Below are 20,957 nucleotides of genomic sequence, written 5' to 3'. Positions count from 1 at the left end.
AATTTTTTCATTCGTATTTTACCTTTAAAATTTATTGTATTAATTGATGTAGCTCGCATTGAAAGATAAAGAAATAGGTATGCAGGTGATATTGGCACTGTTTTGCACACCATTATCAAACGTACGTTTCATGCGAATATCCAACTTATGTGAGCCGGCATTTAAAAATTTAACTGAACTCAAGGAATACTGGGCTTGCAGGCCTCCAGGCCCTGGCTCCTGTGTTGTCTGGTACACGTTGGTCTGGACGTCATCTATATACAATGCCGCAGTGTAGTAGGAATATCCTGATCCCGAAGGTGCTGCTGAATAATCAATTCCTAACATGAAGTTGATAAAAACGGCCTTTCCTCCCAAAGGGATATTGATGTTTTGCACCGTTCCTGGAATTGTAGTCCAGGCAGCACCGTTAACATTAAAATTAGAACCATTGACCCCGGGTCCCCCTGATGTCTGTTCAAATGTACTGATGGTACTTGCAGAAGCGTTGGGCATGGTAATGACGTTCCCTGCAGAATCTACTCCGATCGTTTGACCTGAGCTAACAGGTGTTAATGCGTTGAAGTTTGAGAATTTCAAACCTGAGATTCCATTGTTGCCTGACGCTATCTCTAATTTGGAAGTAGGGGAGATTGTTCCCACACCAACATTACCTTCTGCTGTTATCCGCATTTTTTCAGTTCCAACACCATTGTTTCCCGGGCTTGTCGTAAATATGATAGGTGCAGGGCTTGTAGTTGTGGTTGTACCCAATGATAGTGCCGTAGCGTCATTAGAGGCTGTGATACGTCCAGGCTGTTCCGGCATAATTTCAAGCTTCAAAGTGGATGAGACTGAATTGCCATCATTATCCGGTGATGAAAAAGTTCCTGATGCCATTTTACTGCTTGATGTTGCAACACCAGACTGCTGAAATCCACCGGACGCGCTGAAAGCCGTGGATTGGTTTGTTCCCAAAATCGTAAGGTCATTTCCGGCCAGATTCAATAGTCGCACATCAGATAGTGAACCATTTGAGTTATATACATTTGAGTTTGTTCCTTCAGTTTTGATCCATTGATTGCCGTTGAAATAATAGTAACCAGCGGATTTCACAAGGACGGTCTGCCCCGTTGTTGCATTGTCAGGGGCGGTCACATATACCAAAGCTCCGGTCTGCGAAGTAGTATATGTTTTTTGTCTCAATTGATTTCCGGTAAGGCGCGGTGCGATAATGCCGTCAAGAGATGTTTGTTCTGCAGGGTTTCCCATGACGTCAAGAGTGGCAGATGGAGCAGACGTATTGATTCCTACCTGAGAAAAAGCTGCTGTGTTGCTTAGCACTGCAATAATTAAGATTAGATTTCTTTTCATTTTAAGGGGATTTTGCATAAATGAATTTAATTGAGTAAGCTTATTAGTTTGTTTTTTTATAGAAGAAATGGGTTTACTTACCTTTTTATAAATATTGATCTATTAGTTATTTGTAAATTGTACTCCCAGGCAGAGATCATTATCAACTTAATCAGTAATCCCGGAATTAATCGGAGGCTACAATGTGACATTGATAAACAAGGCGTGGGACCTACATAAGAGCCTCCTATTGTCATTAGCTGTTGACAGGAACTAGAAGGTTTTGTAAGCAAAATGACTTCAAATAAATTGACCGATTTTGATTTTCTGTGTCTCTAGGGATAAAAAGGATCGATCTTTAAGCAGATGGAAGATCGTTGAAAAAAAATTCTAATATATTACTGTTCCTGCCATGCCTTTCTATACCTTGCTTCAATATCGTGCTCGAAACCGATTTCTTTGTCAAATACTATTGCAAATCTACCCGTTGAGTCATATTTTTCCCAGTGAAATCCTTCACCGGAGTTAGGATTTCCGGTCCGTGCAAAGTTGAGCCAGCAATCCTGAATAATTGTCGAAAGTTTTTCCACTTCGTTCTTATCCGCAGCTTCCAACATTGGCTTGGAATCCGTGGCGTCCAGTGTTCCAAAGACAAAAGGTATTTCCAAAGAATGAAAACTTCCAAGTCCTGCAGCTTTTAAATAGTCACTACTCCATTTAAAGCGATAGAGATAAGTGGGGCATTTCGACTGCATTGCATCTGCAATGGTTGTAACTGAGTGCCAAATGATAGCATCGCCGCCCATTTTAACCGATCTTAACGATGCAGGAATAGTACTATATGCTTCTTTAATAGACGCTGAAGTGTCAGGATATGCATTTTCCAGAAAAAGTTCCATTTGCTTGTCTTGCACAGGCATAACAGGTGCAGGCATACCTGCAAATACAGTACCCTCATCCTGATTTGAACCGATGATTAAAGGAACGTGGCTTCCACTTCCATTTTTAATGGCTGTGTGTGCAGACTCTGGAAGCAGATCGTCACCAATCAATGGCTGAAAGGCAATTGTACCCGGATGTGACAAGGCAATTTCGTCCACAAGTTTTATAGCTGCTTTAACAATATCCTCAGTAGATACATCTAAAAGTTGCTTCGCACTATAGTCCTGAATACCCAAGAGTTCTAAAAATCTTCTTGTTATCAGAGTTGCTTTGGCTTTATCACTATACACAATATGATAACTGCAGGGACTTTCAACAATAGCTTTATGAAATAGTCCTTTAGCTAATGGCGATCCCAAAAGATTAACTACGCTGGCACCTCCCGCAGATTCTCCAAATATGGTAATGTTTTCGGGATCACCCCCAAAGGACGCAATGTTTTCACGTACCCAGTTAAGTGCCATAAGCTGATCTCTGTGACCGACGTTGGTATCAATTAAATCTCCGTCGGGCAGATCTTTTGTATAAAGAAAGCCGAATGGTCCGAGCCTGTAATTGATTGTTACGACTACCACTTCACCATTTTTGGCCAATACAGAGCCATCGTAAGCAGTTATGGATCCCGATCCACTAATGTAGGCACCGCCATGTATCCAAAACAATACCGGTCGTTTGCTGCCGTCTGTACCGGGGGACCATATGTTCAGGTAAAGACAATCTTCACTTATATCGCCAATCGGATTATCGAGTTTTAATTGTGGTGACGAAGGAGCATAATTCGTTGCGTCTTTTGTATCTTGCCAGATATCCATAGGCTCGGGAGACTTAAATCTTAAACTACCGATCGGCGCTTTTGCATAGGGTACGCCCTTCCATACCCCTAATCGATTCTCTATATACCCTTTAATCTTGCCGTGCGTTGTAGAAACTAATGTGTCTATATTCATAAGTTTGAGCAGGTAATAATTTATACAATCATTTTAATTGCTCAAATTTATAAGATCAAAAAGTCTGATCATAAAATTACATCTATCAACTTCTACTGTATACCTCCGTTTTTATCCATTCATTGATAATCAGTTGGTTAATTTTGGTTAGTTCATGATTTTAGTATCAGATGCTATCAATCCATACATAGAGATTGGTATCTGATGGGAGATTCAATTTTTTTCTGAGTCTGTATTTTCGATTATCAACTGATGAGATCGTATTTTTTCTGTACAGTGCTATTTCTTTGGTCTGAAGGTTCAACTTTAGATAAGCACATAATTCCAGATCTGAAACTGAGAGTTCATTGTTAATGTTAAGTAATTTATTCTGAAAATCAGGGAATACTTGTTTAAATACAACATAAAAAGATCTGTCGCTATCTTTAATCATTTGTAAAAGTTGTTCGATATCCCTCTTTTCAGGTTTTACATCAGTAGTTTCATAAACTTGATTATACGTAATATTATTTTTAACACGTCTTTTGAAAATATAAAAGTAGTAGATTGTAAATCCGGAAAGTACGATCAGTAATAAAATTGCTAAATAAAGAATAGTAACTGACTCAGACTTATTCTGAGTGGGCACATTTATCCCTTGTGCAATAGGCATAGCCTTTCGTTCTGATTCTTCTATCTCATACTTTAATTTTTTACTGGTATCAGAAAAAAGTCTTGCATCAACGATCATTTTCATTTCTGAAGATAAGCTCGCGAGTGCATCAGTAATATAGTATGATTCAGCTGGAATATCATAAATCTCCGCCAGGCAAAGTGATTCATTATAAAAATGCAGTGCTTTTCGATTGCTATCCGTAAGGCCAGAATTATAAGCTAAGATCCCTTTAAATCTGTAAAGACTGATCATAAATCTTTTATCATTTAAATTTGTTAATAAATTTTCTGCTTCCTTAAGATATTTTCCTCCTTCATCATAGTATAACGCTGAAATTAAAACTGATCCTAAAATTTTTGCTCTCGTACCAAGCCACCGTGCTCTTCCAGGATGATCGGGATTTATCATCTTCGCTTCTGCGTATGCCTTCTGAAGATAGTTTATCATAGAATCTTTATACGGTGCTCTTGGCTCACCGATAGGTGGATTTGAGTGTTCAAATATCATCGCTATACCACTGTAATGCTGTAATTTCAATATGTGAAGGCTATCTTTTGTTCTAACGTTTGATGATAGCTCTAGACCAATATTAAAGGATCTTCTCGCTTTGTTGTGGAATCCCAGATTTAAAAAAGAACGTCCCAAATAGGTATAAAGGGCACTTAATCGATAATAGTCTTTCTGCTCCTGGGCAAGATTTATCGCCTTTTCGATTCTTCTAAGTACATTATAGTGATCACCAAGTTCACTGTAAATCTGTATGGTGGTTGTGATGGAACGTAGGGCCTCTTTGTCATCATGCTTATCGTCTGCTTCTATGTATAGGTCATCGCACATTTTTATCAGGTTCTGCTCATTTGTTTTTAGAAATTTTTCCGCTGAATAAACGACATTGTAGAGGCTGTCGGTATTTTTTTTGTAACCTTGGCCATAAGCAGAATTGAAGAGTGAAAAAAATATTGATAAAAGGATCAATCGCATCTGTTTTAAATAAAATATAGAATTTTCATGCTTAATATAGCGATTCAAATTGATATTATAAAGAAAAATGTATAACAGGTTTAATAATAATTTTGCAGCATTTAGGATGAATGATCGTTATATTTGCTTTAAAGATATACTGTGTGTTTTAAATTGAGAGCTCGATTATAGAGCAACATGGGTTGGAAATATAAGTTAAAAAAAATGATATTCAATGAGTTTACACCGTAAAAGACTAGTTTCCACATCGTAGCCTGATGAAAAGGCTCATATGCTGAATGACTTAACTTACTCCTAAGGAATTTACAGAGTAGAGATCCTACGGCCCTATAATCCCAACCGCTTTTTTGTTTAGTTGCAATGTGAATGTTTTTTACAGTTCACTATAAAAAATGTGTTTTTAGAATCTTTTTGACTTTAACATCAATACCTTGTTATTCAAGCTCCTCAATAAATATTTTAACAACTGATAAGGTAGAAGGTGTTGATTTATCACTACTCAAGATTGTATTTACCCGATATAATTTTTGCGAAGAAATAGCTGAAATAATGTATGAGGTCATATCATCATTGCTGGGGTTTAATCCGTCACCGTCGAGATTAAGCCACGTATTGGCGGCAATATTTCCCCTTCCGTATCCACCAGCACCTGTGTTAGCACTTGTTCCGGCGCCGAACAACCAACGGGAAAAAGAATAATTGGTCTGTGTGTTGAATTTCACCTGAAATCGTCCGCTGCTCTGATATGTATTAGAAGAAGTTCCTGCAAAACGAATGCAAAGGACGCCTATGCAGGTTTCTGACCCGGTCGGCGTGGACGCATTAATGGGAGATGTAGTTTTTGTCGCATATTTTAGAACCTTTTGATCAGCAGGCAGGCCGCTCAATGCCAGAGACGTTAAAATCCAGGTTTTTCCGGTGGCATTACCTGTGTTTTTTAAAGTGGCTACATATCCTTTAGGGACAGATATATTGGAATATTCCGATCCTGCAACATCTATCTTTTCATTTCCACCAGAATTGATCGTCAGTACTTTATCGGTTGGATTGCGAACGACATATTCTCTGCCTTTAAAAGGATGTGTCGGATTGGCGGAGGGTAGATATATTGTGTAATCGACAGCGCCTGTATAGTTAACATAGTAGTCTGTATCTGTCAAAGTAGATACGCTTTCTGACGCCGCGGGCAGTGTTCTATAAGGTGTGGCAAAAGAACCATTAATATCCAATGTACTTCCTGGACTGGTTGTATTGATACCCACTTGGGCAAAAGAATTTAACCCCATACTTAAAAACAAAAGCTGAATAATCTGATTTTTCATGTTCTAAATTTTCTGCAAATGTAAATGCCGGTGTGGAACACATGAAATTTTGAATCTGGTATATTCTACTATTTATCTCCGCTTTTATCCATTCACTGAAAATCAGGTTATTATACTTGGTTTTGATTTTTTATCATATATTATCAATCCATACGTAGAGGTTGATATCTGATGGGAGGTTTAATTTTTTTCTGAGCCTGGACTTTCGGTTATCTACAGATGAGATTGTATTTTTTCTGTATTGCGCTATTTCTTTGGTCTGAAGATTCAACTTCAGATAAGCACATAGTTCCAGATCTGCAACTGAGAGTTCATTGTTGATACTAAGTAATTTATTCTGAAAATCTGGAAATATCTGTTTGAATACGATGTAGAATGATTTCTCATCTTCTTTTGCCAATTGTAACAGCTGCTTAATATGATCAGTATGAGGCTGCACATCCATAGGTGCGATATCTTCTTCCTCAGTGCCAGCTGACGCGTAGCGGGTTTTCTTCCTAGTGATAAAATAATAGATAATTGCTGCTGAGATCAAACATGTAATCGCTCCAATCAAAATAACAAAATAGTAAGGGCGCTTAGATGGTATTAGTTCAATTTTTGCCGCGAGCGGTACGGATTCGTGGTCAGCTTTATCCATCTCATATTTTATTCTCTTGGTTTCATCAGCAAAAATTCTTGTTTGAACGGGCATTCTCATTTCTGAATACAGGCTGGCAAGCGCATCTTTAATAAAATATGATTCTTGTGGAATATCATATATTTCTGAAAGATGAAAAGATTCATTATAAAGGTCTAATGTTCTTTTAAGGCGGTTATCAACAGGTGAGTTGTAGATTAACAGACCCTTGAATCGGTATAGTCCGATCAAAAACCTTTTATCGTTAAGGCCGGAGAGCAAATTTTCAGCCTCGCTGAGATATTTCTGGCCCTGGCCAAAATCCAGGGTTGCAACCAGAACGGATCCGACAATACGAGCTCTTTCACCTAACCAACGAGGTCTTTCTGCATTTTTTACGCTTATCATCTTTGCTTCGGCATACGCTTTCTTGGCAAAGTATACCATAGAATCTTTGAAAGAAGTATTTTCCCGATCTCCAATAGTGGGATTGCTATTTTCAAAGAAGGCGGCCATGCCCCCGTAATGCTGAGCCTTTAATATGTGTTCGCTGTCCTTTGAGTCTACTTGAGAGGAAATTTTCAAACCTGCATCGAAAGCATTCCTTGCTTTATTAAAAAAACCGGCCTTCATGAAAGCTCTTCCCAGATAGCAGTAAAGAAGGCTCAACCTGAAATTGTCATCCTGTTCACGGGCAAGTGTCATAGCTTTTTCAATTCTTGTAAGTACATTTGAATTCTCGCCACGTTCTGTATAAATCCTTATGGCTGTCGTCAACGCTCTTAGTGCCGTTTTATCGTCACCCTTGTCGACCGATTCTCTATAAAGATCATTACAAGTCTGTACAAGTTCCATTTCATTTTTTTTTGAAAATTCTTTGCTGGAATATACAGCATTATAGAGGCTATCCGTGTTTTTTACATAGCTTTGACCGTACCCAATTAAATGGAAGGATAGAAAAAACAGACATAAAATCAATCTCATGTTTTACAAAAAAAAGTTTAATTTATAAAAATAGGTTTTATCTTAAAGTAAAAAAAGATATTTTTATTGAATCTGCTCCAAATAATTAATGAGGTATGGTGTTGAGGCTAAAAGGCGATATCAAAGGATTTACGAAAAGCTGATCACTTTTGTTAGGACGATATACTTGTGGTGCTATACTAGGTTTTTAGCAGGCATTATTACACTGTTTTTCTAAACGGGATCGATTTCTATATCACATATTATAATTTTGAACAGAATATTTTTCAGTTATAAATGGTCTTGCCATTTTATTTTAAAGTGAAATAAATTATTGCAATGTTATGAAAATAGGTTTTCAGTTGTCTACTAAATATAAATAATTGCATGACAAGAATCTTTTACTTTGTAATATTTTTAGCTTATTCCCATTTGCCTGCACAGGCCAGTAGTTTCAAGCATATTTCCAAGGAATACACTGATATCTCGAGAGGGAATCGCTTACTCCTTACAGAGATTTGGTATCCACAGGATCTGGCTATTGAAACAGATAAAGAATCTTCTGCCATTTCTAAAATAAATATACAGAAACACCCGCTGGTTTTACTTTCACACGGTACCGGAGGCAGCAGATTCAGTTTAATCTGGTTGGCAAAGAGGCTTGCGCAAGAAGGTTACATAGTGGCAGCGGTTGATCATTTTGGAAATACCACAGACAATAGAATTCCTGAGTATTTTGTGAGGTATTGGGAAAGGCCATTGGATATTTCATTTTTAATAGATGAGATATTGAATGATTCGGAACTCTCAAACTTAATAAATAATGATAAAGTGGCAGTTGTGGGCTTTTCCCTTGGAGGATACACATCATTAGCGTTGGCAGGAGCTAAATTAGACTGTGCTTTGCTCAAGAAAAAGTCGAAAACTAAGCCTGGAAAACAAGAGCTCACTATTCCGGAAATGGGTGACCTTACGCCACTTGTCGATCAGATAGACTGTAGTCAAATACCGTTGAGTTTGAAGGATAATAGGATAAGGGCTTTTGTTGCACTTGCACCTGCCTTAGGATTAGGCTTTTCAACCAAAGATCAGTTTACGGTAGAAGCACCGGTTCTTATTCTTGGGGCTGAGAATGATATGATTGCCCCGGTAAAACGCAATGCTGCAAAATATCATCGTTTTATTCCTACATCGCAGCTCCAAGTACTTAAAAGGAATCTTGGACATTATATTTTTTTGCCGAAAGTAAAAAAATATGGACAGGATGAGGCCATATTCTTTGAGGATCCGCACGGTATCGACAGAACAGAGGTTCATCAGGAAATAGAATCTATTATATTAAACTTTCTGAATGGTAACCTGTAAATCAAGCATCTTGCTATTGCATTAAGGAAATAATATATTGGGTTGCACACTATCAAAAAAATACTGCTTATTCGATGATCAATTTATTCTATAAGAAGTAGAGTTGATTAATAAAATTTGGTACGATTAAGTATATAATTCCCTGCTTCAAATATCATAATCCATTCTTTTAGCCGTATTAATAGATATTTCATTTCCAAATAATTTTTTGATGATATACAAAGACATATTGATCCCGGCCGAAATCCCGCCCGAAGTCATAATTTTACCTGACTCTACAAATTTCTGATCGACAACCTTTATTAAAGGATAATCTTTCCTTAATCGATCAAGATCCATCCAATGTGTCGTAGCTTCTTTGTGATTAAGTAGCTTGGCCTCAGCCAAAATAATCGCACCAGTACAGACTGAAGAGGTGATAATCGTTTTTTTATCTTTTTCAACGATCCAGTTCAACAACTTTTCATTCTTAAATTCAATAGTTTCAGCACCATATCCTCCGGGAATAACCAATATATCAATAACAACATCGTCGTTAAATGTAAATGTGGGAACAACCTGCAGGCCATTTCTTGCCGTAATATTATTCCTGATCTCAGCAATTGTAAATACGTTAAATAATTTCTCTGAATCTGTACCCTCAGCTATTGAAAAAACTTCAAATGGCCCAGCGAAATCTAAAACCTCAACTTCGTTAAATATTAGAATTCCAACGTTTATTTTTTTCACTTTTGTTAGTTTCTTACTGTTAAATTAAAAAAAGGAATAGGCATCATTTTGGACTTGTCATCACAAACAAACCCCTAACGAGTTTTTACATTCTTATTTTTCTCTAATGCTAGTGCTGTTATTTTTTCCCCGCTATCAAAATTAATGATCTATTTGATATTTCTGATCTTTTGCTTCAGTCTTTTTATAATATCCGTCCTCTTTTTATTTGATAATTCGTTATCCTTCTTTACGTTATACAAAGATTCTTTGTAAGTAGTGTTAGCTTCTGATGATCGTCCCAGATGAAATAAGGCATCTGCTTTTATTTCCATAAATCCCCAAAAATCAGGCTCAGCTTTTAATCTTCTATCTTGCCACTAATTTTCGACAAATAAACGGTTATGTTTTAGAGCTTAAAAAAATACTACATCCTTCATTTAAAAAACTAAAAAACAAAGCTTTAAAATTACAAATTGTATTTTTTGCTAATGAAAGTAAAAATATATAACTGATAGATACGGAAATGATAGGCTTCTTTGTAATCATTTTATTCAGGTTTGAATTTAACCTGTATCTATAGTACGCAGGTTATTGATTTACCTTTATGTATTCTTTACAGATTTTAAATTTAGCTGATTTATATTTTTACATACCACATCTAACATGAAAAGCATGGTTTATATTGATATAATATGATTAACTATCGACAATAAAAAAATATCTGTAATAAAATCATTATCATTTTAAGCAATATATCTAATAGAAAGATATTTAAAGGTTAAATTTATATTCATTATATTTATTGTCAATTAATAAATCATGAAGAATATTCTAATCAATTTTGCAATCCTACGACCATTTTACTTCAATAGGAATTCATATAAAATGAAAATATTTTGGCTAAGTATTTTGACTTTTGTTTGTAGTATAAAAATCTTCGGGCAGAACCTTTATGATGGCCCTCACGTATCCTATGAAAATGGAAAGGTGTGGAATAGAGTTGTAGTTAATGGCGTAGCAAATAAATATGAGGTAAATGATGGAAAGGTCAGCGTTCAATTTGCAGATCCAAGCTTGAATTTTACAGTTTCCCTGAAGAACTCTTTGAAAAATGAGCGTTCAATTTTTCGCCAGCCAAAAAAAATGTTTGTGGTTTCTGATATTGAGGGGCAGTTTGAAGGATTCAGGAATCTGCTATTAGTCAATAAGATTATTGATGAAAAATACAATTGGACTTACGGTAAAGGGCACTTGGTGATCTGCGGTGATCTATTCGACCGCGGGCTAGCGGTAACCGAAACCATGTGGCTGATCTACAGACTTGAATACCTGGCTGAGAAAGCAGGTGGCTATGTGCATACTATTTTGGGAAATCATGATATTATGAACCTATCAGGAGATCTTCGTTATATACAGCCCAAATATACGGAAAGTGCAAAGCTCATGAGGTTAGATTATATGTCGTTGTTTGATAAAAGTTCTGAGCTCGGAAGGTGGCTTAGGACAAAGAATACGATCGAAAAAATCGGAGACAATCTGTGTATGCATGCTGGAGTTTCACCTATCATCAATGAGCTTGGGCACTCTATAAAGCAAATCAATACAATATGTCGTCCGTTTTATGATCAGGTAAAGATGCTTCAGGGGGTAGGCGACCCGAAAATAGACCCCTTTTTTATGGGCAACAGTTCACTTTTCTGGTATAGGGGGTATTTCTTTGAGCCCAAGGCAACAGAGGCAGAAGTCTCAAGTACTTTGGAAATATTCAAGGTAAAAAGGATAATTGTCGGTCACACCATTGTTGAAGGTAATATAGCATTTTACTATGGTGAAAAGGTATTAGGCATTGATGTAAACAGGCACGGTGGTGATCATCAGGCGGCAATATATGAAAATGGTGTGTGGTTTGCAGTCAATGATAAAGCAGAAAAACGAACCATTTTAAAACACTAGAAGTACGATCAATCATAAACTTCATTTATTTTTACGCATTTTCGTTTTAGCCTTTTTATGGTGTCCGTTCTCTTCTCCTTCGATAACTCATTATCTTCCCTAACATTATATAAAGCTCGGGAATGGAAAATTTGTGCTTCTGATACTCGGGCTAAATGAAATAAAGCATCGCCCCTTATTTCAAGAAATCCCCAAAAATCTGGAAAATCTTTTAATCTTCTGTCCTGTTCCATCAATATATTTCCCCATTCTCATTCATCAAAAATATAGCTAAAACCAAGTTCAAAACCAACAGTTGGTGTTGCATTATGACTGAATCCTGACAAATCAGCAAAATTGAATCTTAAACTTTTTATATCACTTAATAATTTACCGGCAATACTTGCATTATCCCTCAAAGAAATCTTATCGCATCTTATACCTCCAATAGCCATAAAGAAATTTCCAGATACAGAATTCTTTTTTTCCTCTATTAAACTGAGTACATCCTTATTGTTGTGCCATTACGCAGGACTTATGGCAATACAGGAATTAAACAAATTATTATTTTTAAAAAATGCATATGTCGCAAAGTACGCTCCGAATGAATGACCAGCAATTGTTACTTTATTTTCAATAGTATACTCTTTTTCAAGAAAAGGAAATACTTCTTCATTGATGAATCGGTGCAATTTTTCTTTTTCTACGAGTTCGGTATTTCTGTCCTGATGCATTATTCCAACCAAATAACTTTGAGGCATTTCTTTGGAAGCAATTAAGTTATTGGCTGATTGTAGTATAATTCCATTTATATCCCTATCATCGGCATCCGTATATAGAATACAGCTATTTTTATTTTCTTTTTTTATTTTAAGAGATCTTGTTATTATTATTTTTCGCTCGGTCTCAAAGACTTTTGATTTAATTGAGATTGTATCTGATATATTTAATTGTGAATAGGTCTGAGCTGGACACAGGTTTGAAACAATAGTTACGGCGATCAATATAAATTTTATTTTTATAATTTCGGTATAGTTAATTTTAAGTCTCATAAATGGGTTTTATGTTTGTAGGGGTAAATCAAGTATTATAATAAGACAGTTGGCATTGCCAAAATATTACATCATACTTAATATCAAGCATTAAACTTAACGCAATTGAGTAGAATTGCATCATTAGTTATTTCAATCATACAATTTTGTCTGCAAATAAATATTACATATTATGCAGACAACAAATCCATTCCAAACCATTCTCGACGAATTAGGAGAAGTAAAAGATTTACTCTATTCTCTCAAAAAAGAACCTGAAATTGAGTTAAAAAAGAAGCTATGCTCTATCAAAGAGTGTTCAGAAATTCTTAAACTCATTTATCAAACCGTGCGCTCAAACATTTTAAAAGGTAATATTAAAGCAGAACAAATAGGAAGATTCTACAGGGTCAACCATTTGATCTGATGGATGCTTTAAACGAAGTCAAATCGCTTAAGTACAGGAGATAGATAAAGATTTTATTTATCAATCATTTTTATTCAACCGTCCGTCATTTTATCCTGCAAACCTTGGTAATCCTTATAAGATCCACCTTATTTCTGGGCTTTAAGTTACATCATCAAGATATCCTGATTATACGAATAATATTTTCCCTATGACGTTGTATCGGTCGGGGTCTATTGTTATTCCGTTATTTATTATACAGAATTGAACATTGCTGGTTTAAATTCATACATTTCCGGGTTTTACTGTATTTTTTTTGAATAATTTAAAAGAAAAGTCCATGTTAATTCTATTTGCTTTGCTTTGATTTTTTCCAGAAAACTAAATTGGAGTAAAGTGCAGTGCCGACTAAAATAAATAGTGCTACGTAGTAAATGGTTTTAGATATCAAATCGGTCTTCGGACCAACAAAGCAAAGGATGAGTAGGGTGCTTATATAAATGATGCCCGCATTGACCCAAATGCTTGATACCCTTGGAGCATACATTTTTTTTGGTGAATCATACTCCGAATTCAATTCTGCGATTCTATTTTTATCCCAATAAAGCAGAATTATACCCGCAAACATCATCAAACTCGTGATGATCCAGGTACCTGTAAAATGCAGTGAAATTGTAATCATCCAGATATTGGCTGTTACTGCCAGAAAAAGAAATGTTCCAATTAATGCAAATCGCTGTGTCATAAGAAGGATTGCGGTAATGATCTGCATAGCACCTATAAAGTTATAATAGATCCCGGAAAGATAAAGTACTTCAAAAAACTGTCCTATGGAACCGGTTGTAGGTAATTGAGTAAATCTCTCACCAATTATTTTTGTAAACCCGGAAGGGACGAATGCCAATGCAACAAGATATCTGATATGAATAATCATCCATTGAATAAATTTAATTTGTTGTAATTTATAGAACATATTTTAAAAGGTATTAGGTTATGCAAAGTAATCGGGTAAAAAAATATGAGACAAATCTAAATATCTGGGATTTTAAGTTTTTGCCTCTATCTTCATAATGTATTTATCAAGTCCGTCACAAAATCCGTTAGCTAAGATATCTACAGTGGTGAAACCATTCTTTTTATAAAATGATGCAGTATGTTGGGAAGTTTCGATTGTAATCATTTTACCAGCATTCAGTTTTTGTAAAAGATCTAAACGGAAACGGGTGAGGAATTTACCAATTCCCTTCCCGTGGGAGTTAGCATCTACCATACCCCAGCATAGTGCTGCCTCATTACTCCTTTCATCAAAATAAATTCCTCCGCAGCCTACCGGGAAGCCATTAATTTCAACCATATAATAGTGATCTGGAGACTGATCCAAAAATTCTTTAAATTGTTGTAATTCTTCCTTGGCAAAAAACTTTGGGAGGTTGGTTTTGAAGATCTGTATACATCTTTCCTTGTACTTCTGCCTATATTTGATGATTTGCAAGGTGATTTTATTTTAGAGCAAATTTATTTTAATTTAGCAGATACTGTCAATGGTTATATTTAACCAAAAAACATCCAAATTAAATAATTTTGACTGTCGAGAATTTTAGCTATATCATATTTATCTTATACACCAGAACTCTCAATCTGCCGTATCCATTTTTGAGATCTGCTTGTTATTGTGATCAATTTTATTCTTTTTAATTTCCGGACTTTATTAATTTCTTTCTCTTTCAAATATTACTGTTTTTTATTACTCAAAATGAAGAGATCATTTGTTTCACTAAAAAAACAGTTATGATACTTCCTTTGCTATGCATTAATGTTTTAAAAAAATATGCAGATGGTCTCAATGAGTTTTCAGCAAATGAAAAGAAAACTGATGAATTGGTTGGTCTTAATCTATTTTAAGAATAAATTTTAGTTTTATATTTATTATGATAATCGTTTATCTCCCTTCTGATAATAATCGTTCCAGTCTTTTATTCTTCCGACAAACATTTTAAGGTAGTTTTCGGTGAAAAAAATATTGGACCAATCAAATCTTTTAGCCTGTACGCCGAGATAGAATATAAAAATAGAGGCTCCGGCATCAGGAATCAATTCAATCTCACGATCCGAAAGAGCTCTTATTTTCCGGTAACCGTTTAAAAAGCTTTGCACCTTTAATTCGTACTCCTGTTTATTAGTCTCGATAAAAAACAATTGCTTAAAGAAGTAACCGACATCCAAGATAAAAGGGCCGTTTCCACAATTATCAAAGTCAAAAACAGTGATTTCGTTTTCATCGTTAACACTTAAATTGTCGTACCAGATGTCAAGATGGACAATTCCACATTGATTTTCCGATAAATGGCTGCTTTCAAATCTTTTGGCTATTAAAGGACTGATTTCTTTGATGTATTTCATTTCATACAGGTCTTCGTCAAAGAACGATTTAATAAGGTCATAAGACTGGTATAAAAGTATCTCAGAGTTATAGCTTACCCTGTCGACCTTTTTATGCTCTGTTATGTTGTGGATTTTTGCCATAAGTGAACCAATAGAATAGCAAGTCTGATTAGACATATATCGCATCTTTTGACCTTCAGCGAATGAAAAGAGCACGGCATATCGAATACCCTCCGGAGCGTTGATAGCTTGTATCAAATTTCCATCTTTATCAGGGATTGGATAGGAAACAGAAAGAGAATTTTCCTTAAGTATGTTGAGAAGTTTAAGTTCCTCCTCAATTTCTGGTTTGGTTCTCCAGTTATGGCAGTAAACTCTTATCGCAAATTTACCTTTCTCACCTGAGATGAAATAGGTATGATTGACACCTGTCCGGAACAGTTTACAATGATACTCACCGCTTAAAGCATATTTTTCTCTGATAAAATTGCATAGTTCGGTTTCTGAAAGTATACTTGCCGTTATAGGGAAAATGTTCATCTTCTCGATTTTTTATAATTTTAATAACTGTTGTTAAATGTATAATAAGTTGTCGATGGATGACAGTTTTATTTTTTTAACATTCTCAAAGCTTGTATGATTTTCTTGTCCTTGAGTAGATCTTCAAGATTATCACCTTGTACAACTTCAGTATCAGGATGGACATTGTTGGTGTAGACCTTTGAATTTCTATCCACAACATAGTCGGTAGACAAATTCAACCCGGCATCCTTATTTATTTTGAAACCCTGGACAGCGGTCGTGTAGTCGGCGGTGGGCTCACCCACAACAAAAGTATTCTTTCTTCCAATCAGAGATATAGCCGTCATTTCACCGGCGCTGGCCGTGTAGCAGCTGGTCAAAATAACAATCGGAATATCTTGCTTGATCGGAATTTTTAGTTGCGTTTTTCTAACCAGTTCAATACCGTCGATCAACATTTTACCTTCTCTTATCTCCCATTTTCCTGAAGATTCTCCTTTTGAATTCCTGAAACCGCCGAAAACAATATCATCACTGCCGATAAATTCTTTCAATCCCAGTAGGATAGGGTACATATTGCCACCGCTGTTGACTCTGAGGTCAATGATCCAAGCTTTGATTTTAGCTGAATTAACTTTATTGATATGTTCTGTGATATCATTGGCAATACTGTCGACTTTTTTAAAGGCGAAGTCATCGTTGCCCGGTATTCTAATGTAGGCTGTTGTTTTACCGATGACCTGGCTCACTACGGACTTCTCAGTTTTTAATTTTTCTTTCAGATAGACATTTGCAGAGCTTCCAGGCTTGTTCCATCCGTAGGTTTTACCCTTATATTTCAGGCCGCCATGATGATCTTTGAGCAGTTTGAAAACCTCAGCATATATCGGAGCGAGTTCAGAAACTGAATTAAGGTCTTTAGCTTTAGTATATAAAATATTTTCAATCATTTTTATGTTGGAAGTATCAACTGCGTTTGATTTGATTAGGGCAACGGTGGTATCCACAAATGATTTGACGCTGTCATTTTTTAAAGCTTGTGAAAACGAAGAAGTAGAGATGAGTAAAAAGATAGCGAAGAGAAAAGATTTGATCATATTCAAAATAGGATATAGTAACATTGCAGCAAGCTACATAAAAAAAATTACTTTAAGCGAAGGCTAAGGCTTGACTTTCAAATTGGGCCTGCAATTATTTATATATTCGAAATTGAATGTTATTGCTTTTTTGGTGATGAACTTCAAGAGATCTACCGTACCAGATGGTTGCTTCTTTGCGATTTTCCTCCACTTCCAGTGTTTAGATAGCTTTCAGAGTCCTTTGAGCTTTTAGGAAACAGTAAAGTGCATCATTGAAAAGCCTAATGTTTCATGGTTCTTATTTTTTTCAATGAAATACCCTGCAATTGATGTCATCTTCAGACAATCGCAAAGTTTTGCTATACTAAAAACATTGAAAAAACTATCTAAAGAATCGTCTGATTTTTTTGATGATTTGTTAAATCAATCTACAATGGGATGCTTCTGTTCCTTATCTTTGTGTCGTTCGAATGAGTATGTGAAAAGTAACAAATAATTCCATTAGAAAATGCAGTTGAAATTTTACCAGCCTAGAAGTGAATTCCTGAAAAAATACGTTGAGGGCTATTATTTCATTCAGAGAGGTAAGGGTTCTGAGCCTTTGCATTATCTGACTTTTCCTAATAACTATACTATTGTTACGGTAATGCAAAATGTGTCGCTAAGTCAAAGTACCAATAGGATGAAAATCAAGCGATCAGAAAAAGATGAAATTTTTGCTAATATGGTTTACCGTTACACTTCTCCCATTGAAATATCCTACGAAGAACCTGTCAATGAACTTACAATTTACTTCAAGCCTCTAGGAATCAATTTTTTTGTAGAAAATCCTCAACTGTTTTTTGTTCAGGATCATACCCAAGTGATCGAGTTCAATCCTTTTGAAGATTTTAAAGATGAAATGCAAAAAATCCTGAATCTGAACGATCAGGAAATGCAGATAGAACAGCTTGAGAATTACTGGCTTTCAAAATATATTGACAAAGAATATTCATTACTGGAAGAAATTATAAAGGGGATAGAAACTGACGGTAAAATTGATGAGGTCGCAAAAAAGAATAACATTTCCAGGCAATATCTGAATAAATTATTTCAGAAAAATATAGGAAAATCTGCTGCCGAATATCGCAGAATTCATCGTTTCAGGAAATCAATAGCTGAGAAAAATGAAATAAAAAACCTCACGGAGCTGTCGCACGAAAGCCTTTTTTATGACCAGTCCCATTTTATCAAAGATTTTAAGGAACTAACCCATAAAACACCTAAATCTTTTTTCAAAAATGTAGAAATTGATAAGGAAGTTGTCTGGCTGTTCATCTGAATGTTTCCATTTTTACAATTTTGCTTCTGTAAAATGTGATTTCTTTGTACTATTAATATTGAGATGCTGTAAGTTTTAGTAGCTATAAGTCTCAAAAAAATAATTCTAATGATTACCAGATTTTTGATCGTGATGCTGTCATCTTTTTTAAGTATTGTGTATGGGCAAAAAATAGATGAGGCTAAACTGCAGATGTTATTAAAAAAAGCTGAAGATAAGCATTCGGAGGCTGTTATAATTTATCAGGATAATCAATTGGTTGCCGAAAAATACTTTGGCGTCGGTAACCCGGATGTGAAGATCGAAGCTATGTCCTGTACCAAGAGTATTGTCGGGCTTTCCGTAGCCTGCCTTATGACCGATGGCTTGATTAAAAGCCTTGATACTCCAATTGCGGATTTTTACCCTGAATGGAAACAGGGTCAGAAAAAGCTGATCACCATTCGGCATCTTGTTAATATGACTTCCGGTATGCAGAATAATCCTAATGCTTCAGTGGAAATCTATCCCAGTGATAATTTTGTTCAATTGGCGCTTGCAGCGGAACTTTCCAAAAAACCGGGAGAAGCTTTTGAATACAATAACAAGTCGCTGAATCTTATGGCAGGTGTCATAATGAAGATCACGGGTAAAAGAATGGATGAGTATATTGGGGAAAGGCTTTTTAAGCCACTGGAAATTACAGATTATTCCTGGACATTAGACAATGCCGGTAATCCGCATGTAATGTCTGGATGCCAGATTAAGCCAAAAGATTTAATCAAGCTTGGTTTATTGTTGCTAAACGAGGGATATTACAAGAATAATAAGGTGATCGCAAAAGAACACATTGCCGAAGTGGTTGCGCCGTCTGCTCAATATAAAGGATATGGAATGCTTTGGTGGCTCGATTATGAGAAAACCGTGTCAACTGTAGACAATGAGATTATCAAAGAACTTAAAAAAGCAAATGTATCTAAAGAATTTATACGTAAAGTCAGCAGAATGAAAGGAATCTACCGGTCAAATGAGGATTTTTCAGCTAAATTACAGACTGTCTTTGGTAACAATCCGTATGAATATATCAATCAACATCTTAAACCTGGTTTGCGTCTTCGAAAAAGAGATTTCAGCGGAAGTGTAACTTACCGGGCGGATGGTTATCTGGGAAACTATATTATTGTCGATCCAAAACATAATATTGTTGCGATAAGGATGATCAGTCATCAGAGTTTTACGGGTGACAAGGATAGCTTTTCAGATTTTGGCAGGGATTTAGTGAACCTTACATTATAGTAACTTCTAATCAATTGTTACTGAATTATAAGCAACGTTAAACTACAGATTTAATAGCAGGGTGGATATGATCTATGGATGTGCAATTTTAAGTGACAAGTATAGAAGGAATTCATACAATAAACGGAAAAGGCGGATTCAAATGCCTGGATCTTACAGGCGACATCGGTATCTATGAAAAATAGTGCATCAGGTATATCGGGCAAGGATACCATATGTGGGGAGGATGTAGGGGACTTATCGGATAGAAATATAGGCTTTCGTTAGCCAATAAAATATGGTAACACGATTTGCTTTAATGTTTCGTAACGTAAATAAAATGAAATCGTTGATATTGTAAGGCTATAAAGTAAATATTTTGCGTTCTTTTGCTGTATGGTATTCAAAATACAATTTTTAATGCATGAACACCACCAAAAATCAATTAGAGTATTTATCGATTAAACCCGACAATTCCCTTTCAGATATAGTAGAAAGTGTCTGGATGGTAAAAAATCATGCTGATGAAAAAAGAGAAGGGATCATCGTTCCTGACGGGAAAATAGATCTATTCCTTTTTTCAGGAGAAGATGAGCATTTTGAGATCTTTATATCGGGGATTTGCACCGGGCCTGTCATCAAACCACCTTTCCCCAGATCGACGATGTTTGCCATAAGCTTTCATCCGATAGCCGCTGAATATATCTTTAAAAAATCCATTGCAGATTTAAAAGATACTAAACAAACTCTCCCTTGCGATTATTTGGGATTTTGTAAAAACGATCTGGAAAATTTTGAGCAATTTTATAGAAAAGCCTGTTACATTATTAAGATGCAGGTAGAAAAGAAAATCGATGACCGTAAGAAGAATTTGTTTGAGCTGATTTATTTATCAAAAGGAGAAACAACTGTTGAGGAATTATCAAAAAAAGTTTCTTGGAGCAGTAGGCAGATAAATCGTTATTTTACTACTTGGTTCGGAGTTACATTAAAAGCTTATATTAATATTATCCGTTTTTCAAATTCATTGAAACAGTTGAAAAAAGGCGATTTCTACCCGGAACTTAATTATGGTGACCAATCCCATTTTATCAGGGAAGTAAAGAAATTCTCAGGGGTAAAACCTACGATCTTAAACAAAAACGAAAACGACCGATTTATCCAATTGAGCCTGATGTAAGAAACCTAATTTT

The 20,957-nt window shown here is 35.6% G+C and carries 19 protein-coding genes; 6 read left to right on the top strand and 13 right to left on the bottom strand.

Features of this window, described 5'->3' with window-relative positions:
• Positions 1–39: 39 nt before the first annotated feature.
• The 5 genes from ACR1PO_RS03075 to ACR1PO_RS03055 form a co-directional block, all read right to left on the bottom strand.
• Positions 40–1,353: a phage tail-like protein gene (locus tag ACR1PO_RS03075; RefSeq protein WP_193544701.1), complete on the bottom strand. Its 1,314-nt coding sequence runs from the start codon at positions 1,351–1,353 to the stop codon at positions 40–42.
• A 377-nt stretch (positions 1,354–1,730) separates the two neighbouring features.
• Positions 1,731–3,221, bottom strand: coding sequence for a carboxylesterase/lipase family protein (locus ACR1PO_RS03070; protein ID WP_433985792.1), 1,491 nt, complete (start codon positions 3,219–3,221; stop codon positions 1,731–1,733).
• Between the two features lie 166 nt (positions 3,222–3,387).
• Positions 3,388–4,851 (bottom strand): hypothetical protein, encoded by a 1,464-nt coding sequence (locus ACR1PO_RS03065; protein ID WP_433985791.1) that lies wholly within the window; start codon positions 4,849–4,851, stop codon positions 3,388–3,390.
• 440 nt (positions 4,852–5,291) lie between these two features.
• A complete protein-coding gene (locus ACR1PO_RS03060; RefSeq protein WP_433985790.1) occupies positions 5,292–6,179 on the bottom strand; it encodes a hypothetical protein in 888 nt (295 codons plus the stop codon).
• Positions 6,180–6,312: 133 nt separating this feature from the next.
• Complete coding sequence (locus ACR1PO_RS03055; RefSeq protein ID WP_433985789.1) at positions 6,313–7,653, bottom strand: helix-turn-helix transcriptional regulator; 1,341 nt, start codon at positions 7,651–7,653, stop codon at positions 6,313–6,315.
• A gap of 495 nt (positions 7,654–8,148) precedes the next feature.
• Here ACR1PO_RS03055 and ACR1PO_RS03050 point away from each other — a divergent pair, with 495 nt between their 5' ends.
• Complete coding sequence (locus tag ACR1PO_RS03050; protein WP_433985788.1) at positions 8,149–9,126, top strand: alpha/beta hydrolase family protein; 978 nt, start codon at positions 8,149–8,151, stop codon at positions 9,124–9,126.
• Between the two features lie 147 nt (positions 9,127–9,273).
• On the opposite strand, the gene ACR1PO_RS03045 is transcribed toward ACR1PO_RS03050, so the two are convergent.
• Positions 9,274–9,855, bottom strand: a complete 582-nt coding sequence (locus tag ACR1PO_RS03045; RefSeq protein ID WP_433985787.1) for a DJ-1/PfpI family protein — start codon at positions 9,853–9,855, stop codon at positions 9,274–9,276.
• Between the two features lie 149 nt (positions 9,856–10,004).
• Positions 10,005–10,169 carry a hypothetical protein gene (locus ACR1PO_RS03040; RefSeq protein WP_433985786.1) on the bottom strand — a complete coding sequence of 55 codons (165 nt, stop codon included), beginning with the start codon at positions 10,167–10,169 and terminating at the stop codon, positions 10,005–10,007.
• 655 nt (positions 10,170–10,824) lie between these two features.
• Here ACR1PO_RS03040 and ACR1PO_RS03035 point away from each other — a divergent pair.
• Entirely contained in the window at positions 10,825–11,790 is a 966-nt protein-coding gene (locus ACR1PO_RS03035) for a metallophosphoesterase (protein ID WP_433985785.1), read from the top strand.
• A gap of 251 nt (positions 11,791–12,041) precedes the next feature.
• Here the strand turns inward: ACR1PO_RS03035 and ACR1PO_RS03030 are convergent, their stop codons facing one another.
• Positions 12,042–12,224: a hypothetical protein gene (locus ACR1PO_RS03030; RefSeq protein WP_433985784.1), complete on the bottom strand. Its 183-nt coding sequence runs from the start codon at positions 12,222–12,224 to the stop codon at positions 12,042–12,044.
• A gap of 69 nt (positions 12,225–12,293) precedes the next feature.
• Positions 12,294–12,821: an alpha/beta hydrolase-fold protein gene (locus ACR1PO_RS03025; RefSeq protein WP_433985783.1), complete on the bottom strand. Its 528-nt coding sequence runs from the start codon at positions 12,819–12,821 to the stop codon at positions 12,294–12,296.
• Between the two features lie 172 nt (positions 12,822–12,993).
• Between ACR1PO_RS03025 and ACR1PO_RS03020 the strand changes: the two genes are divergently transcribed.
• Complete coding sequence (locus tag ACR1PO_RS03020; protein ID WP_433985782.1) at positions 12,994–13,227, top strand: helix-turn-helix domain-containing protein; 234 nt, start codon at positions 12,994–12,996, stop codon at positions 13,225–13,227.
• Between the two features lie 328 nt (positions 13,228–13,555).
• Here the strand turns inward: ACR1PO_RS03020 and ACR1PO_RS03015 are convergent, their stop codons facing one another.
• The 4 genes from ACR1PO_RS03015 to ACR1PO_RS03000 all read right to left on the bottom strand — a co-directional run bounded on the left by ACR1PO_RS03015 (position 13,556) and on the right by ACR1PO_RS03000 (position 17,207).
• Positions 13,556–14,140, bottom strand: coding sequence for a DoxX family protein (locus tag ACR1PO_RS03015; protein ID WP_433985781.1), 585 nt, complete (start codon positions 14,138–14,140; stop codon positions 13,556–13,558).
• A 111-nt stretch (positions 14,141–14,251) separates the two neighbouring features.
• Positions 14,252–14,698 carry a GNAT family N-acetyltransferase gene (locus ACR1PO_RS03010; RefSeq protein ID WP_433985780.1) on the bottom strand — a complete coding sequence of 149 codons (447 nt, stop codon included), beginning with the start codon at positions 14,696–14,698 and terminating at the stop codon, positions 14,252–14,254.
• Positions 14,699–15,132: 434 nt separating this feature from the next.
• Positions 15,133–16,128, bottom strand: a complete 996-nt coding sequence (locus ACR1PO_RS03005) for a phosphotransferase (RefSeq protein WP_433985779.1) — start codon at positions 16,126–16,128, stop codon at positions 15,133–15,135.
• A gap of 68 nt (positions 16,129–16,196) precedes the next feature.
• The gene (locus ACR1PO_RS03000) at positions 16,197–17,207 is read right to left on the bottom strand and encodes a S41 family peptidase (protein WP_433985778.1); all 1,011 of its coding nucleotides are present in this window, start codon (positions 17,205–17,207) and stop codon (positions 16,197–16,199) included.
• A gap of 490 nt (positions 17,208–17,697) precedes the next feature.
• Here ACR1PO_RS03000 and ACR1PO_RS02995 point away from each other — a divergent pair, with 490 nt between their 5' ends.
• From ACR1PO_RS02995 to ACR1PO_RS02985, 3 genes are all read left to right on the top strand, one after another.
• A complete protein-coding gene (locus tag ACR1PO_RS02995; RefSeq protein ID WP_433985777.1) occupies positions 17,698–18,510 on the top strand; it encodes a helix-turn-helix domain-containing protein in 813 nt (270 codons plus the stop codon).
• Between the two features lie 108 nt (positions 18,511–18,618).
• Positions 18,619–19,785: a serine hydrolase domain-containing protein gene (locus tag ACR1PO_RS02990; protein ID WP_433985776.1), complete on the top strand. Its 1,167-nt coding sequence runs from the start codon at positions 18,619–18,621 to the stop codon at positions 19,783–19,785.
• A 403-nt stretch (positions 19,786–20,188) separates the two neighbouring features.
• Positions 20,189–20,944 carry a helix-turn-helix domain-containing protein gene (locus ACR1PO_RS02985; RefSeq protein ID WP_433985775.1) on the top strand — a complete coding sequence of 252 codons (756 nt, stop codon included), beginning with the start codon at positions 20,189–20,191 and terminating at the stop codon, positions 20,942–20,944.
• Positions 20,945–20,957: the final 13 nt, after the last annotated feature.

Source organism: Chryseobacterium amylolyticum (genome assembly GCF_051011775.1).
GTDB lineage: Bacteria > Bacteroidota > Bacteroidia > Flavobacteriales > Weeksellaceae > Chryseobacterium.
Note: the sequence above shows the minus strand (reverse complement) of the source record. Positions and strands in the feature narration are given on the sequence as shown.

Bases quoted from the DNA above. Each gene is read 5' to 3' on its own strand.
- ACR1PO_RS03075 (WP_193544701.1), bottom strand. From the start codon at position 1,353: ATGAAAAGAAATCTAATCTTAATTATTGCAGTGCTAAGCAACACAGCA.
- ACR1PO_RS03070 (WP_433985792.1), bottom strand. From the start codon at position 3,221: ATGAATATAGACACATTAGTTTCTACAACGCACGGCAAGATTAAAGGG.
- ACR1PO_RS03060 (WP_433985790.1), bottom strand. From the start codon at position 6,179: ATGAAAAATCAGATTATTCAGCTTTTGTTTTTAAGTATGGGGTTAAAT.
- ACR1PO_RS03055 (WP_433985789.1), bottom strand. From the start codon at position 7,653: ATGGAACTTGTACAGACTTGTAATGATCTTTATAGAGAATCGGTCGAC.
- ACR1PO_RS03050 (WP_433985788.1), top strand. From the start codon at position 8,149: ATGACAAGAATCTTTTACTTTGTAATATTTTTAGCTTATTCCCATTTG.
- ACR1PO_RS03040 (WP_433985786.1), bottom strand. From the start codon at position 10,169: ATGGAAATAAAAGCAGATGCCTTATTTCATCTGGGACGATCATCAGAA.
- ACR1PO_RS03030 (WP_433985784.1), bottom strand. From the start codon at position 12,224: ATGGCTATTGGAGGTATAAGATGCGATAAGATTTCTTTGAGGGATAAT.
- ACR1PO_RS03025 (WP_433985783.1), bottom strand. From the start codon at position 12,821: ATGAGACTTAAAATTAACTATACCGAAATTATAAAAATAAAATTTATA.
- ACR1PO_RS03020 (WP_433985782.1), top strand. From the start codon at position 12,994: ATGCAGACAACAAATCCATTCCAAACCATTCTCGACGAATTAGGAGAA.
- ACR1PO_RS03015 (WP_433985781.1), bottom strand. From the start codon at position 14,140: ATGATTATTCATATCAGATATCTTGTTGCATTGGCATTCGTCCCTTCC.
- ACR1PO_RS03005 (WP_433985779.1), bottom strand. From the start codon at position 16,128: ATGAACATTTTCCCTATAACGGCAAGTATACTTTCAGAAACCGAACTA.
- ACR1PO_RS03000 (WP_433985778.1), bottom strand. From the start codon at position 17,207: ATGATCAAATCTTTTCTCTTCGCTATCTTTTTACTCATCTCTACTTCT.
- ACR1PO_RS02995 (WP_433985777.1), top strand. From the start codon at position 17,698: ATGCAGTTGAAATTTTACCAGCCTAGAAGTGAATTCCTGAAAAAATAC.
- ACR1PO_RS02990 (WP_433985776.1), top strand. From the start codon at position 18,619: ATGATTACCAGATTTTTGATCGTGATGCTGTCATCTTTTTTAAGTATT.
- ACR1PO_RS02985 (WP_433985775.1), top strand. From the start codon at position 20,189: ATGAACACCACCAAAAATCAATTAGAGTATTTATCGATTAAACCCGAC.